Genomic DNA, 13,370 nt, shown 5'->3' with positions numbered 1-13,370 from the left:
TGTTTTGCGATGGCAGATTGTCACAAGCCTTGCTTAATCGGTTCACGCGGCCTGTTCCAGCCGCTCCTGTCGACGGGAATTTTCCATGCGTTTTTGTAAATTGTTGGTTGTGGGTTGTTTGTCTGTGGTCAGCCTGGCGAGTCATGCCGAAAACCTCAAAGGTCTCTATCAAGTACGCCAGCCGGTCAGCAGCCAGGCACCGGAAGAGCGTGATCGCGCCACTCAGGCGGCACTGGATACGCTGGTGTTGCGTCTGACCGGCGACCCGAAGGCCCCGCAGAATCCGGGGTTGGCGGCGATTCGCAAGGATCCGCAACAGATCATCAGCCAGTTCGGATTCGATGCCGGGCCGCCGGAAGTGCTGAAAGTCGATTTCGACCCGGCCACCACCGAGCAGGCGCTGCGTCGCGCGGGGCTATCGGTGTGGGGGGCGAGCCGGCCGTCGATTCTGAGCTGGTGGCTGAACGATTCGACTGAAGGTTCGAGTCTGGTCGGTGACGGCCAGGGCGCTGCTGCACCGTTGCGTGTGGCGGCCCAGCATCGTGGCTTGCCATTGCGCTTGCCGCTGGCGGATCTGAGTGAGCAACTGGTGGCCACTGCGCCGGTACTGGATGGCACCGACCCAGCGCCGTTGCGCGGTGCTTCGGAGCGTTACGGCGCCGATGCCTTGCTGGCGGTGCATGCGCACGAAGAGGGCGGGCAGTGGCAGGCCAAATGGCATCTGTGGCTGGGCGAACAGAAAGAAGCCGGCAGCGTGCAAGGCGCCGATCAGGCCGCCGTCGCTGATGCGGTGATGCTGGCGGTGGCCGAGCGTCTGGCGCCGAGGTTTGTTGCCAAACCGGGTGCTTCGGGTCAACAGACACTGGAAGTGCGGGGCATGAATCTGGAGCATTACGCCGCGCTGTTGCGGTTACTCGAGCCGTTCGGTGTGCGTCTGCAAAGTGTTGATGGCGATCGCATCGTGTATCGGGTCAGCGGCAGTGCCGATCAGTTACGCGCGCAATTGTCGCTGGCGAAGTTGCAGGAGGTGCCGGCTGAAGTACCGGCGCCGGTGCCTGCGCCACAACCGGCCGTTGCCGGCGCGGCGCCTGTTGCAGCCCCGGCCCCAAGCCCTGTTGCACCGTCGTTGCGGTTTCGCTGGTAAGTCTTTCCTTATATAGAAGAAGCAGGAGTGGTACATGGCCGATACGCGGCGTTGGTTCTGGCTCGGTGGGGTAGTCCTGCTTTGCGCGTTTGTCTGGTTGCTGCATCCGATCCTCACGCCGTTTCTGGTGGCGTTGCTGCTGGCCTATCTGTTCGATCCGTTGGTGGATCGTCTGGAGCGGCTTGGCCTGTCGCGCACCTGGGGCGTGATTGCGGTGTTTGCCTTGTTCACGCTGATCGTCACCACGTTGCTGCTGGTGTTGGTGCCGATGCTCGCCAAGCAGTTGCTGCGTCTGTACGAGCTGGCGCCACAGATGCTCGATTGGCTGCAGCACACGGCACTGCCGTGGGCGCAGTCGAAGCTGGGCTTGTCGGACGGCTTCTGGAAGTTCGACAAGGTCAAGGCTGCGATCAGCGAGCACATGGGCCAGACCACAGACATCGTCAGTGTGGTGCTGAGTCAGGCGACGGCTTCAAGCCTGGCGCTGATTGGCTGGCTGGCGAACCTGGTGCTGATTCCCGTGGTGAGCTTTTATCTACTGCGCGACTGGGACGTGATGATGGCCAAGATCCGCAGCCTGTTGCCGCGTGATCGTGAAGAAACCATCGTTTCGCTGGCCGGTGAGTGCCATGAGGTGCTCGGTGCGTTCGTGCGCGGGCAATTGCTGGTCATGCTGGCACTGGGTGTGATCTACGCGGCGGGCCTGATGATCGTGGGTCTGGAGCTGGGGCTGTTGATCGGCCTGATTGCCGGTCTGGCGGCGATCGTGCCGTACATGGGCTTTGTGATCGGAATTGGCGCGGCACTGATTGCCGGGTTGTTCCAGTTCGGTGGCGATCTGTATCCGATGATCGGGATTGTCGCGGTGTTCATGGTGGGGCAGGCACTGGAAGGCATGGTGCTGACACCACTGCTGGTAGGTGACCGGATCGGCCTGCACCCGGTGGCGGTGATTTTCGCGATTCTGGCCGGCGGCGAGCTGTTCGGGTTTACCGGAGTCTTGCTGGCATTGCCGGTGGCGGCGGTGATCATGGTGCTGGTGCGCCATGTGCACGACTTGTACAAGGACTCCGACATTTACAGCGGGGTCGACGAACCCGAGTTGTAACGTCGTCGCGGGCGGCCCGGCATTGCGCCGGGTTGGCCCGTGTTTTGCGGTGGGTTTGTTCAGCGCCGCGTCAGAGAAACTGTCATAAAACCAGCGTGTTAACGCAAACCTTTGATTTTGCTTGGGGTCTGTCGCATTGTGCGCTCAGCTTCACGGGTATAAACTTCGCAAACTTTACACAGAGGCCACTAACGGTTCCTTGAGAACTGTTCAGTCAGCATGAAACCGATTCAGCTGCCCCTAGGTGTGCGTCTGCGTGACGACGCCACCTTCATCAACTACTACCCAGGCGCCAATGCCGCTGCACTCGGCTATGTCGAGCGCCTATGCGAAGCCGACGCCGGCTGGACCGAAAGCCTGATCTACCTGTGGGGCAAGCACGGCGTAGGGCGTACGCATCTGTTGCAGGCCGCTTGCCTGCGTTTTGAACAGATGGGCGAACCGGCGGTGTACCTGCCGCTGGCCGAGTTGATGGATCGCGGCATCGACATTCTCGACAACCTTGAACAGTACGAACTGGTCTGCCTGGATGACTTGCAGGTGATTGCCGGCAAGCCGGACTGGGAAGAGGCGATGTTTCATCTGTTCAACCGTCTGCGTGACAGCGGTCGGCGCTTGCTGATCGCCGCGTCTACTTCGCCACGGGAGCTGCCGGTCAAACTGGCCGACCTTAAATCGCGCCTGACCCTGGCGCTGATCTTCCAGATGCGTCCGCTCTCCGATGAAGACAAACTGCGCGCTCTGCAATTGCGTGCATCGCGTCGCGGTCTGCACCTGACCGACGAAGTCGGGCATTTTATTTTGACCCGCGGCACCCGCAGCATGAGTGCATTGTTCGACCTGCTCGAACAGCTGGATCAGGCCTCGCTGCAGGCGCAGCGCAAGCTGACAATTCCGTTCCTGAAAGAAACCCTCGGTTGGTAGTCAGCCCTTGAAATACGGGGCTTGCAGCCGCCTTTGACATATTTCAGGCGCCAGAAAATCCGCTTTTCCGCACAGTGTGCAGACCGCGTATCGATTCAAATGGGCTTAAGCGCTTAGATGTAAACGAGAAACCGGGAAGTCACAAAAAGATCGATTGAATTTGCAAATGAGGCCGATAGCGGGCATAGTCTCGGCTTCTTTACAACTTCAGCCACGGTCGTGCCCATGCTAAATCGCTTCGCACCCCTCGTGCCTCTCGCACTTGTCACCCTGTTGTTCGGTTGTGCTGCTCATTCTCCAGTTCAAGAGCAGCCTCAACAGGTTAAAAATTCTGCCACTGCCCAGTCTTCCGTTATTTATCAGGAAGAGCTGGCCACCGAAAAAGAACTCGCCGATTTCAACGGCAAGAAGCCTTACGAGCTTCCGGTTCTGGCCGACAGCATCCTCGAACGCGGCATGTCCCTGATCGGTACCCGTTACCGTTTCGGCGGTACCTCTGAGGCCGGTTTCGACTGCAGCGGTTTCATCGGTTACCTGTTCCGCGAAGAAGCCGGCATGAATCTGCCGCGCTCCACCCGCGAAATGATCAACGTGGATGCCCCTCTGGTCTCACGCGGCAACCTTGAGCCAGGTGATCTGCTGTTCTTCGCCACCAATGGTCGTCGCGGTCGTGTGAGTCACGCCGGGATCTACCTGGGTGACAACCAGTTCATTCACTCCAGCAGTCGTCGCAGCGGCGGTGTTCGCATCGACAGCCTGGGTGACAGCTACTGGAGCAAGACCTTCATCGAAGCCAAGCGCGCCCTCGCGATGGCCCCGACCATGGTCACTGCTCGCAAGTAATTCCCCGTTGTCGCCACGTCCGTGGCGACAAAAACGGCCCTCGGCAACGGAGTAGACCTAGACTTTACAAGGTGAAGTTAAAGTCTTACTTGAAGTTTGTCGTATAGCCGCTAGAATCCTGTATCTATATTGATGGCAAACCGCCTGCGTGCTCCGCAGGCGGTTTTGTTTTCTGTCCATCCGGCAGAGAAAGCCGCAGCCAGATCAGGATGTTCTGCTTATGACGATGTCGGCCCGCCTTGCTTTGATCTTCTTCGCAGCGCTGCTCAGCGCCTGCGCCAGTCGTACACCGCCGCCTGCGCCAGTGGTACGGGCCCCGGTGGTGTTCGGACCTTCTCAATCATTCTCGCCCGCGGCTGAAGACGTGTTGTTTCGCGCACTCGGCCTGGTCGGTACGCCTTATCGCTGGGGCGGCAACACGCCAGACTCGGGGTTTGATTGCAGTGGCCTGATCGGTTTCGTCTACCGCGATGCGGCGGGTATCAGCCTGCCGCGCTCGACTCGCGAGATGATCGTGATGCAGGCGCCGAATGTCGGCAAGGAAGGCTTGCAGACCGGTGACCTGATTTTCTTCGCCACCAATGGCGGCTCGCAGGTCAGTCATGCGGGGATCTATGTCGGTGAAGGGCGCTTCGTGCATGCGCCGGCAACTGGCGGCACGGTGAAGCTGGACAGCCTGTCGAAGGCTTATTGGCAGAAAGCGTATCTGAGTGCCAAGCGGGTACTGCAGCCGGAACATCTGGCGCATAACCCGTAATTCAAATTGCTCACAATCCAATGTAGGAGTGAGCCTGCTCGCGATGACAGTGTCACATTCAACATCAATGTTGATTGATCGACCGTCATCGCGAGCAGGCTCACTCCTACAGTTGTTTAGGGGCAGGCAAAAGTTACTTGGCGGACGAAACCCGCCACACCTTGTTCCCCACATCATCAGCCACCAGCAAGCCACCTTGCTGGTCGATCACCACGCCTACCGGGCGGCCCAGGGCGTTCTCGTCCTTGTCGAGGAAGCCGGTCAGCACATCCACCGGCGTTCCGTTCGGTTTGCCGGCGGCGAACGGTACGAAAATCACTTTATAGCCACTGTGCGGTTTGCGGTTCCATGAACCGTGCTGGCCGATGAACGCGCCTTCCTTGAATTGCGCCGGCAGGCTGTTGCCTTCGGCGAAAGTCAGGCCCAGCGAGGCGGTGTGCGGGCCTACGGCGTAGTCCGGCGCGATGGCCTTGGCCACCAGGTCGGGATTTTGTGGCTTCACACGCACATCCACGTGCTGGCCGTAATAGCTGAATGGCCAGCCATAGAAGCCGCCGTCCTTGACCGAGGTGATGTAGTCCGGCACCAGGTCGCTGCCGATTTCGTCACGCTCGTTGACCGCCGTCCATAGCGCACCCGTGGTGGGTTCCCATGCCAGGCCGTTGGGGTTACGGATGCCCGAGGCGAAGATCCGGTGATTGCCGGTGGCCCGCTCCACTTCCCAGATCGCGGCGCGACCTTCCTCTTTATCCAGACCGTTTTCGCCGACGTTGCTGTTCGAGCCGACGGTGACATACAGCTTGCTGCCGTCCTTGCTGGCAATGACGTTCTTGGTCCAGTGATGGTTCAGCGTGCCGCCCGGCAGGTCGGTGACTTTGATCGGTTGTGTCTTGATCTCGGTAGCGCCTGGCTCGTAGTGGAAGCGCAGCAGGCGGTCGGTGTCGGCGACGTACAGGTCATTGCCGACCAAGGTCATGCCGAACGGCGAATTGAGATTCTGCAGAAACACTGTGCGGGTTTCGGCCACGCCGTCGTGATCGGCATCGCGCAGCAGGGTGATGCGATTCGGGCTCGGCACGCCGGCGCCGGCCTTGCTCATGACTTTCTTCGACACCCAGCCGCGAATGCCGCTGTTGTCGTCGGGTTTGGGCGGGGCGTTGGTCTCCGCCACCAGCACGTCACCGTTGGGCAGCACGTAGAGCCAGCGCGGATGGTCGAGGCCTTCGGCAAATGCGGTCACTTGCGTACCCGCTGCCGCAGTCGGTTTGCCGCCGGCGGGCCAACCGACCGCCGGGGCGATGTTAACCGTCGGGATCAGGGTTTTGTTCGGTTCAGGCAGCTTCGGCGACGGGCCGGTGCCGTCGGAAACCTGCAGGCTGGAGGATTCACCGCAGGCGGTGAGCCCTCCGGCGAGGGCGATGACGAAAGCGAGTTGGGTTTTGCGCATTACTGATCTCCCTATGAATGCATGCTCATCATAGAGGAGTTTGCGCCCCCGATGGTTCAACCGCTCAGCCACGGGCCTCTTTGAACAGCACGGCGATGCCGGGATGGTAGTTGCCGGCTTCGCTGCGCAACTTGCGGTAGGCGTAGGGGAAATACCAGGCGACAGCGCAGGTGTGTTCCTTTTGCAGGTCGTCGACCATGTCCTGCAGCTCTTCGGGGCTGGCGCTGTGCTGAGCCTTTTGCGGCGCGACGAACAGGCAGCCGAGCTTGAGATCGCTGGCAAAGCTGATGCGTTTGGCATCGCTGGTAATGTCTAGCAGGGCCTGGGTCAGGTTCAGGTTGCTGACCCGCGGCCAGCGCTGGGTAGCCTGAATATAGGCGCGGTCTTCGGCCCCGGCGAGGAACAGATCGGCGCGGGCATTGCGCTCGCCGTCCTCGTTCTGTTTGCGAGTAGCGGTGTCGCAAAGGGTCACCAGTTCGGCCATCCATGCCGCAGCGGAGAGCAATCCGAGATTGGCTTTCTCGTCATGCCAGTAAGGCGTGTCGTTGTCGCCGCGTACGGCGTTGTAGCGGTCGATACAGTCAAACCAGCGCTCAAGCACCGGGCGCAGAAATTCCAGGCGCGGGTTGCTGATGATCATGCCTTGCATCGTCATCATCCTTATTGTTGTGATGTGCTTTTTCAATCAAAAGCATGGCTCTTTGATATCACTTGTTCCAGTGTGGCACAAGATTGGCGTCAGATAATTGATCGACGGCAGTTATTCGCCCGATGGCCCCCTCTTTAATTGACGCTCCACCCCCAACCCTCTAACCTTCGCGGCTTGTTTCAGGTGCTCTGTGACGTGTGTCGACAGAGTGAAACAGGGAAGCCGGTGAGGGTTGTCTTCAGGTGAAGAACGATCACGATCCCGGCGCTGCCCCCGCAACGGTAAATGAGTAAAAGCTGCGCCTTGAGCCACTGCCTCGCAAGAAGCGGGAAGGCGCGCAGCCAGGCGATTCGCTGCTCATGAGCCCGGAGACCGGCCTGATCCATCCAGCGGCATCACGGTGGGCGATGCCAGGCTTTTTGCCGTCTATTCTTGTGCCTGCCCGCCGTTATCCAGCCTCAACGGAGAGCTCCCCCATGACCGATTCCCCCGAGCGTGACGAACGCCATCTGGCGCGTATGCAGCGCAAAAAAGCCGTGATCGACGAACGTATTGCCAATTCGCCTGACGAGTGCGGCCTGGTGCTGGTGTTGACCGGCAACGGCAAAGGCAAAAGCAGCTCGGCGTTCGGCATGCTCGCCCGCGCGATGGGTCACGGCATGCAGTGCGGTGTGGTGCAGTTCATCAAGGGCCGCAACAGCACCGGCGAAGAACTGTTCTTCCGCCGCTTCCCGGAACAAGTGCGCTTTCACGTGATGGGTGAGGGCTTCACCTGGGAAACCCAGGACCGCCAGCGTGACATCGCTGCCGCTGAAGCCGCGTGGGCAGTGTCCCGCGAACTGCTGCGCGATCCGTCGATCGGCCTGGTGGTGCTGGATGAACTGAACATCGCCCTCAAGCACGGCTACCTCGATCTGGACCAGGTGCTCAGTGACCTGCAGGCGCGTCCACCGATGCAGCATGTGATCGTCACCGGTCGTGCGGCGAAGCCGGAAATGATCGAAATGGGTGACACCGTCACCGAAATGGGCATGCTCAAACACGCCTTTCAGGCCGGCATCAAAGCGCAGAAAGGCGTCGAACTTTGAATCAGCCACGTCACTGCCCGGCGGTGCTGATCGCCGCGCCGGCCTCCGGTCAGGGCAAGACCACCGTTACCGCGGCGCTGGCTCGTTTGCATCGCAATCAAGGGCGCAAGGTGCGCGTCTTCAAGTGCGGCCCGGACTTCCTCGACCCGATGATTCTCGAGCGCGCCAGCGGTGCTCCGGTGTATCAGCTGGACATGTGGATGGTCGGCGAACAGGAAAGTCGGCGCCTGCTGTGGGAAGCCGCCGCCGAGGCGGATCTGATCCTGATTGAAGGCGTGATGGGCCTGTTCGACGGCACGCCGTCGAGTGCCGATCTGGCGCGTCATTTTGGTGTGCCGGTGCTCAGTGTGATCGACGGCACCGCCATGGCCCAGACCTTTGGCGCGTTGGCGTTGGGGTTGGCGCGCTATCAGCCGGACCTGCCGTTCGCTGGCGTGCTGGCCAACCGCGTCGGCACCTTGCGCCATGCGCAATTGCTCGAAGGCAGTCTCACCGAAGGCTTGCGCTGGTACGGCGCGCTGTCCCGCGAAACCGGGATCGAGTTGCCGAGCCGGCACCTCGGTCTGGTGCAGGCCAGTGAACTCAATGATCTGGATCTGCGTCTCGACGCGGCCGCCGAAGCGCTGGCCAGCAGTTGCGAGGTAGCGCTGCCACCGGCCGTGGAATTCGCCGCGCCTGAAGTGATCAGTGCCGAACCGTTGCTCGAAGGTGTGCGCATTGCCGTCGCCCGCGATGAAGCCTTTGCTTTCACCTACGGCGCCAGCCTTGACCTGCTGCGGGCGATGGGCGCCGAGTTGAGTTTTTTCTCGCCGATCCGCGATAGGCAATTGCCCGAGGCCGACAGTCTGTATCTGCCCGGCGGTTACCCGGAATTGCACCACGTCGCGTTGGCGCAAAACACCGCGATGCTCGACGCGATCCGTGCGCACCACGCGGCCGGCAAACCGCTGCTCGCCGAGTGTGGCGGCATGCTGTATCTGCTCGACTCGTTGACCGATGTCGAAGGCACCCGCGCCGAACTGGTCGGGCTGCTGCGCGGTGATGCGGTGATGCAAAAACGGCTGGCGGCACTGGCGCTGCAAGCAGTGGATCTGCCGGAAGGCGCGCTGCGCGGCCACACCTATCACCACTCCCTGACCACCACCGAACTGACGCCGATTGCCCGGGGCCTGAGCCCGAACGGCGGGCGCGGGGCGGAGGCGGTTTATCGTGAAGGGCGGATGACGGCTTCCTACGTGCATTTTTATTTTCCGTCGAATCCTGCGGCTATCGCAGCACTGTTTGCGCCAGACCGTGACGCCGCTTTCGCGAGCAAGCTCGCTCCCACAGGGGATCGCGTTTCTTGAGCAAGCACCCCGTCCAATGTGGGAGCGAGCGTGCTCGCGAAGAGGCCATGACAGACAACGCATTTACCGAGGCCGAGCGCCAAGCCGTCTACCGAGCCATCGCCGAACGCCGCGACATGCGTCACTTCACCGGTGGCACGGTCGAGCCGCAGCTGCTGCGCCGCCTGCTCGAAGCCGCGCATCAGGCACCCAGCGTCGGCCTGATGCAGCCCTGGCGTTTCATCCGTATCAGCGATCGCGCTCTGCGTGGGCAGATCCAGAACCTTGTCGAAGAAGAACGCGTCCGCACTGCCGAAGCCCTTGGCGAGCGCAGCGATGAGTTCATGAAACTCAAGGTTGAAGGCATCAACGACTGCGCCGAAGTGCTGGTTGCGGCGCTGATGGATGATCGCGAGAAACACATATTCGGCCGTCGCACATTGCCGGAAATGGACATGGCGTCGTTGTCTTGCGCGATCCAGAACCTGTGGCTGGCGTCCCGTGCCGAAGGACTGGGTATGGGCTGGGTGTCGCTGTTCGAGCCGCAGGCGCTGGCCGATCTGCTGCGACTGCCGGCCGGGGCCAAGCCGCTGGCGGTGTTGTGCCTGGGCCCGGTCAAGGAATTCTATCCGGCGCCGATGCTGGTGCTCGAAGGGTGGACGCAGGCGCGCCCGCTCAATGAGTTGCTGTATGAAAATTATTGGGGAGTGAGTCAATGAGTGTGGCGTTATTGAGTGTCGCTGCGGTCGCGCTGGATGCGCTGCTGGGTGAACCGAAACGCTGGCATCCGCTGGTGGCGTTCGGCAATTTTGCCGGGCGCATCGAGCGACGTTTCAATGCGGGCGGGCGCGGCTGGCGCAGTCATGGGGTTACCGCCTGGGTGATCGCGGTGCTGCCGCTGACCTTGCTCGCCACGGCGTTTTCCTGGGCGCCGTACGTGGGCTGGATCGTCGAGATTCTCGCGTTGTATTGCGCTCTCGGCATGCGCAGCCTTGGCGAACACGTCGAACCCGTGGCCAAAGCCCTGCGCAGCGATGATCTGGAAGAGGCGCGCCAGCGCGTCGGTTATCTGGTCAGCCGCCAGACCAGCGAACTGGACAGCACCGCCGTCGCCCGTGCCGCCACCGAATCGGTGCTGGAAAACGGCAGTGATGCGGTGTTCGCCGCGCTGTTCTGGTTTGTCGTGGCCGGTGCGCCGGGTGTGGTGCTCTATCGCTTGAGTAATACGCTCGATGCGATGTGGGGCTATCGCAACGAACGCTTCGAGCGCTTCGGCTGGTGCGCGGCAAAAATCGACGACGTACTCAATTACATTCCGGCACGGCTGGTGGCGCTGACCTATGCGCTGCTGGGCAACACCCGGCTCGCCTGGAAATGCTGGCGCACCCAGGCGCCAAAATGGGACAGCCCCAATGCAGGTCCGGTGATGGCTGCTGGCGCCGGGGCGTTGAATGTCGAGTTGGGCGGCCCGGCGATCTATCACGGCGAACTGCACGAGCGTCCGCAACTGGGCGAAGGCGCGCCGGCGGATGCCGAATCGATTGATCGCGGCTGGCAATTGGTCCAGCGCGGGGTATGGTTATGGCTGCTGATTCTCTGCGTGGGGGCTGAATTCTATGCTTGAGCACGGTGGCCGGCTGCGCAAGGCGGCACTCGAATACGGGATTGCCGAGGCCGACTGGCTCGACCTGTCCAGCGGCCTCGCGCCGTGGCCGTTTGCGGTCCCGGAGATTCCGTTGCGCGCCTGGGCGCGGTTGCCGGAAACCGACGACGGGCTGGAGCGGGCCGCGTGTGATTACTACGGCGCCTCCCAGGTGCTGCCGGTGGCCGGTTCGCAAATGGCGATCCAGTTGCTGCCGCGTCTGCGCCGCGCTGGCAAGGTCGGCGTGTTGTCGCCGTGTTATGCCGAGCACGCCGAAGCCTGGCGCCGCAGCGGTTACATCGTGCGCGAAGTGCTGGAGCAGGAAGTCGAGTTCTTTCTCGACAGCCTCGACGTGCTGGTGGTGGTCAACCCGAACAATCCTACGGGCCTGAGCCTGACGCCGGCGCGGCTGCTCGACTGGCACGCGCGGCTGGTCCAGCGTGGCGGCTGGCTGGTGGTCGATGAGGCGTTCATGGACAACACGCCGCACCTGAGTCTGGCGTCGCACACCCATCAAGTCGGCCTGGTCGTGTTGCGCTCGTTCGGCAAATTCTTCGGTCTGGCCGGCGTGCGGCTGGGCTTTGTGCTGGCCGAGCGCAAGCTACTGAGGTTGCTCGCCGAACAGGTCGGGCCATGGGCGGTGAGCGGGCCGACGCGGGTGCTCGGGCAGGCCTGTCTGCAAGACACCGAGGCGCACACCCGCCAGCGCATTCGCAGCGAAGCGGCCAGCGAGCGTCTGGCGCTGCTGCTGGAACGCTACGGCTTCAAACCCCAGGGCGGCTGCGCACTGTTTCAGTGGCTGATCACCGAGCACGCGCCTGCGCTGCACGAATTCATGGCCCGACGCGGCATCCTCCTGCGCATCTTCACCCACAACAGCAGTCTGCGTTTCGGCTTGCCGGCCAACGCGGCTGAAGAAGCGCGCCTCGAACAGGCGCTGCAAGCCTTTGCCAAGGAATCGCAATGACCACCCTGATGGTGCAGGGCACCACTTCCGACGCCGGTAAAAGCACGCTGGTGACGGCGCTGTGCCGCTGGGCCACCCGTCAAGGCGTGGCGGTGGTGCCGTTCAAGCCGCAGAACATGGCGCTCAACAGCGCGGTGACTGCCGACGGCGGCGAGATCGGCCGGGCGCAAGCGGTGCAGGCGCAAGCGGCGAATCTTGAGCCGCACACCGACATGAACCCGGTGCTGCTCAAGCCCAACAGCGACACGGGCGCGCAGGTGATCATCCATGGCCGTGCGGTCACTAGCATGAACGCCGTGGCCTATCACGACTACAAAGCCATCGCCATGCAAGCGGTGCTGGCTTCGCACGAGCGACTCAGCGCGGCGTATCCGCTGGTGATGGTCGAAGGCGCAGGCTCGCCAGCGGAGATCAATCTGCGTGCCGGGGATATCGCCAACATGGGCTTTGCCGAGGCGGTGGATTGCCCGGTGCTGCTGATCGCCGACATCAATCGTGGCGGGGTGTTTGCGCATCTGGTCGGCACGCTGGAGCTGCTGTCGCCGAGTGAACAGGCGCGGGTCAAAGGCTTCGTCATCAATCGTTTTCGTGGCGACATCGCCTTGCTGCAACCGGGCCTCGACTGGCTGGAACAGCGCACCGGCAAACCGGTGGTCGGCGTGTTGCCCTACGTGATGGATCTGCACCTGGAGGCCGAGGACGGCATCGACCAGCGCCAGACCGACAAGGCCGAGCAGGTGCTGAAAGTGGTGGTGCCGGTGCTGCCGCGCATCAGCAACCACACCGATTTCGATCCGCTGCGTTTGCATCCGCAGGTCGATCTGCAGTTCATCGGCCCGGGGCAGGCGATTCCTGCTGCCGACTTGATCATTCTGCCCGGCTCGAAAAGCGTGCGCAGCGATCTGGCGTATCTGCGCGGCAACGGCTGGGACACGGCGATCAATCGTCACCTGCGTTACGGCGGCAAACTGCTGGGGATCTGCGGCGGTCTGCAGATGCTCGGCGAACAGGTGCAGGACCCGCTGGGGCTGGAAGGCGCGCCGGGTTCGAGTGCCGGTCTGGGCTTGCTGGCGTTCGAAACGACGCTGGAAGCCGAGAAGCAATTGCGCAACGTGCGCGGGCGTCTGGCGCTGGAAGAGGCCGAGGTCAGTGGCTATGAAATCCATGCGGGCGTGACGGTGGGCCCGGCGCTGGAGAACGCGGCGGTGCATCTGGATGACGGCCGTTGCGATGGCGCACAAAGTTTCGACGGGCAAGTGTTCGGCACTTATCTGCACGGCCTGTTCGAATCGCCGCAAGCCAGTGCCGCGTTGCTGCGTTGGGCCGGGTTGAGCGATGTGCAGGAGGTGGACTACCACGGCTTGCGCGAGCGCGATATCGAGCGGCTGGCGGATCTGGTGGAGAAGCATCTGGATACCGGGCTATTGCGTCAGCTTTGTGGGATTTGAGGTGGGTTCATCGCGAGCAGGCTCACTC

General features: G+C 62.1%; 13 protein-coding genes and 1 riboswitch. Of the genes, 11 read left to right on the top strand and 2 right to left on the bottom strand.

Translation table 11 applies throughout. The annotated features are described in order from the left end of the window. The first annotated feature begins 85 nt into the window (after positions 1-85). The 5 genes from NN484_RS18630 to NN484_RS18610 all read left to right on the top strand — a co-directional run bounded on the left by NN484_RS18630 (position 86) and on the right by NN484_RS18610 (position 4,776). Positions 86-1,144: a DUF2066 domain-containing protein gene (locus NN484_RS18630; protein WP_274657638.1), complete on the top strand. Its 1,059-nt coding sequence runs from the start codon at positions 86-88 to the stop codon at positions 1,142-1,144. A gap of 34 nt (positions 1,145-1,178) precedes the next feature. Further along, positions 1,179-2,252 (top strand): AI-2E family transporter, encoded by a 1,074-nt coding sequence (locus NN484_RS18625; protein WP_127651546.1) that lies wholly within the window; start codon positions 1,179-1,181, stop codon positions 2,250-2,252. A gap of 219 nt (positions 2,253-2,471) precedes the next feature. Continuing rightward, complete coding sequence (gene hda, locus NN484_RS18620; RefSeq protein WP_127651545.1) at positions 2,472-3,176, top strand: DnaA regulatory inactivator Hda; 705 nt, start codon at positions 2,472-2,474, stop codon at positions 3,174-3,176. 225 nt (positions 3,177-3,401) lie between these two features. Further along, entirely contained in the window at positions 3,402-4,019 is a 618-nt protein-coding gene (locus NN484_RS18615; protein WP_127651544.1) for a C40 family peptidase, read from the top strand. A 220-nt stretch (positions 4,020-4,239) separates the two neighbouring features. Next, positions 4,240-4,776, top strand: coding sequence for a C40 family peptidase (locus NN484_RS18610; RefSeq protein ID WP_127651543.1), 537 nt, complete (start codon positions 4,240-4,242; stop codon positions 4,774-4,776). Between the two features lie 133 nt (positions 4,777-4,909). Here NN484_RS18610 and NN484_RS18605 read toward each other — a convergent pair whose 3' ends face one another. Continuing rightward, positions 4,910-6,223 (bottom strand): PQQ-dependent sugar dehydrogenase, encoded by a 1,314-nt coding sequence (locus NN484_RS18605; RefSeq protein ID WP_274657637.1) that lies wholly within the window; start codon positions 6,221-6,223, stop codon positions 4,910-4,912. A gap of 64 nt (positions 6,224-6,287) precedes the next feature. Then, a complete protein-coding gene (locus NN484_RS18600; RefSeq protein ID WP_215502973.1) occupies positions 6,288-6,872 on the bottom strand; it encodes a hypothetical protein in 585 nt (194 codons plus the stop codon). A 164-nt stretch (positions 6,873-7,036) separates the two neighbouring features. Next, positions 7,037-7,267: riboswitch (cobalamin riboswitch) on the top strand. An 81-nt stretch (positions 7,268-7,348) separates the two neighbouring features. Here NN484_RS18600 and cobO point away from each other — a divergent pair. From cobO to NN484_RS18570, 6 genes are read left to right on the top strand one after another with little or no spacing between them, the layout of a single operon-like run. Beyond that, on the top strand, positions 7,349-7,960 hold the full coding sequence (gene cobO, locus NN484_RS18595) for a cob(I)yrinic acid a,c-diamide adenosyltransferase (RefSeq protein ID WP_003223053.1): 612 nt from the start codon (positions 7,349-7,351) through the stop codon (positions 7,958-7,960). Next, positions 7,957-9,306 (top strand): cobyrinic acid a,c-diamide synthase CobB, encoded by a 1,350-nt coding sequence (locus NN484_RS18590; RefSeq protein WP_274657636.1) that lies wholly within the window; start codon positions 7,957-7,959, stop codon positions 9,304-9,306. The genes cobO and NN484_RS18590 overlap by 4 nt, the downstream gene beginning before the upstream one ends. A gap of 47 nt (positions 9,307-9,353) precedes the next feature. Then, positions 9,354-10,004 (top strand): 5,6-dimethylbenzimidazole synthase, encoded by a 651-nt coding sequence (gene bluB / locus NN484_RS18585; protein ID WP_215502971.1) that lies wholly within the window; start codon positions 9,354-9,356, stop codon positions 10,002-10,004. After that, positions 10,001-10,909, top strand: a complete 909-nt coding sequence (cbiB, locus tag NN484_RS18580) for an adenosylcobinamide-phosphate synthase CbiB (protein ID WP_127651538.1) — start codon at positions 10,001-10,003, stop codon at positions 10,907-10,909. Before bluB ends, cbiB begins: the two co-directional genes overlap by 4 nt. Continuing rightward, entirely contained in the window at positions 10,902-11,894 is a 993-nt protein-coding gene (gene cobD, locus NN484_RS18575; protein ID WP_127651537.1) for a threonine-phosphate decarboxylase CobD, read from the top strand. The genes cbiB and cobD overlap by 8 nt, the downstream gene beginning before the upstream one ends. Then, a complete protein-coding gene (locus tag NN484_RS18570; protein WP_274657635.1) occupies positions 11,891-13,342 on the top strand; it encodes a cobyric acid synthase in 1,452 nt (483 codons plus the stop codon). The genes cobD and NN484_RS18570 overlap by 4 nt, the downstream gene beginning before the upstream one ends. The last annotated feature ends 28 nt before the right edge of the window (positions 13,343-13,370 follow it).

Source organism: Pseudomonas serboccidentalis (genome assembly GCF_028830055.1).
Taxonomy (GTDB): domain Bacteria; phylum Pseudomonadota; class Gammaproteobacteria; order Pseudomonadales; family Pseudomonadaceae; genus Aquipseudomonas; species Aquipseudomonas serboccidentalis.
Note: the sequence above shows the minus strand (reverse complement) of the source record. Positions and strands in the feature narration are given on the sequence as shown.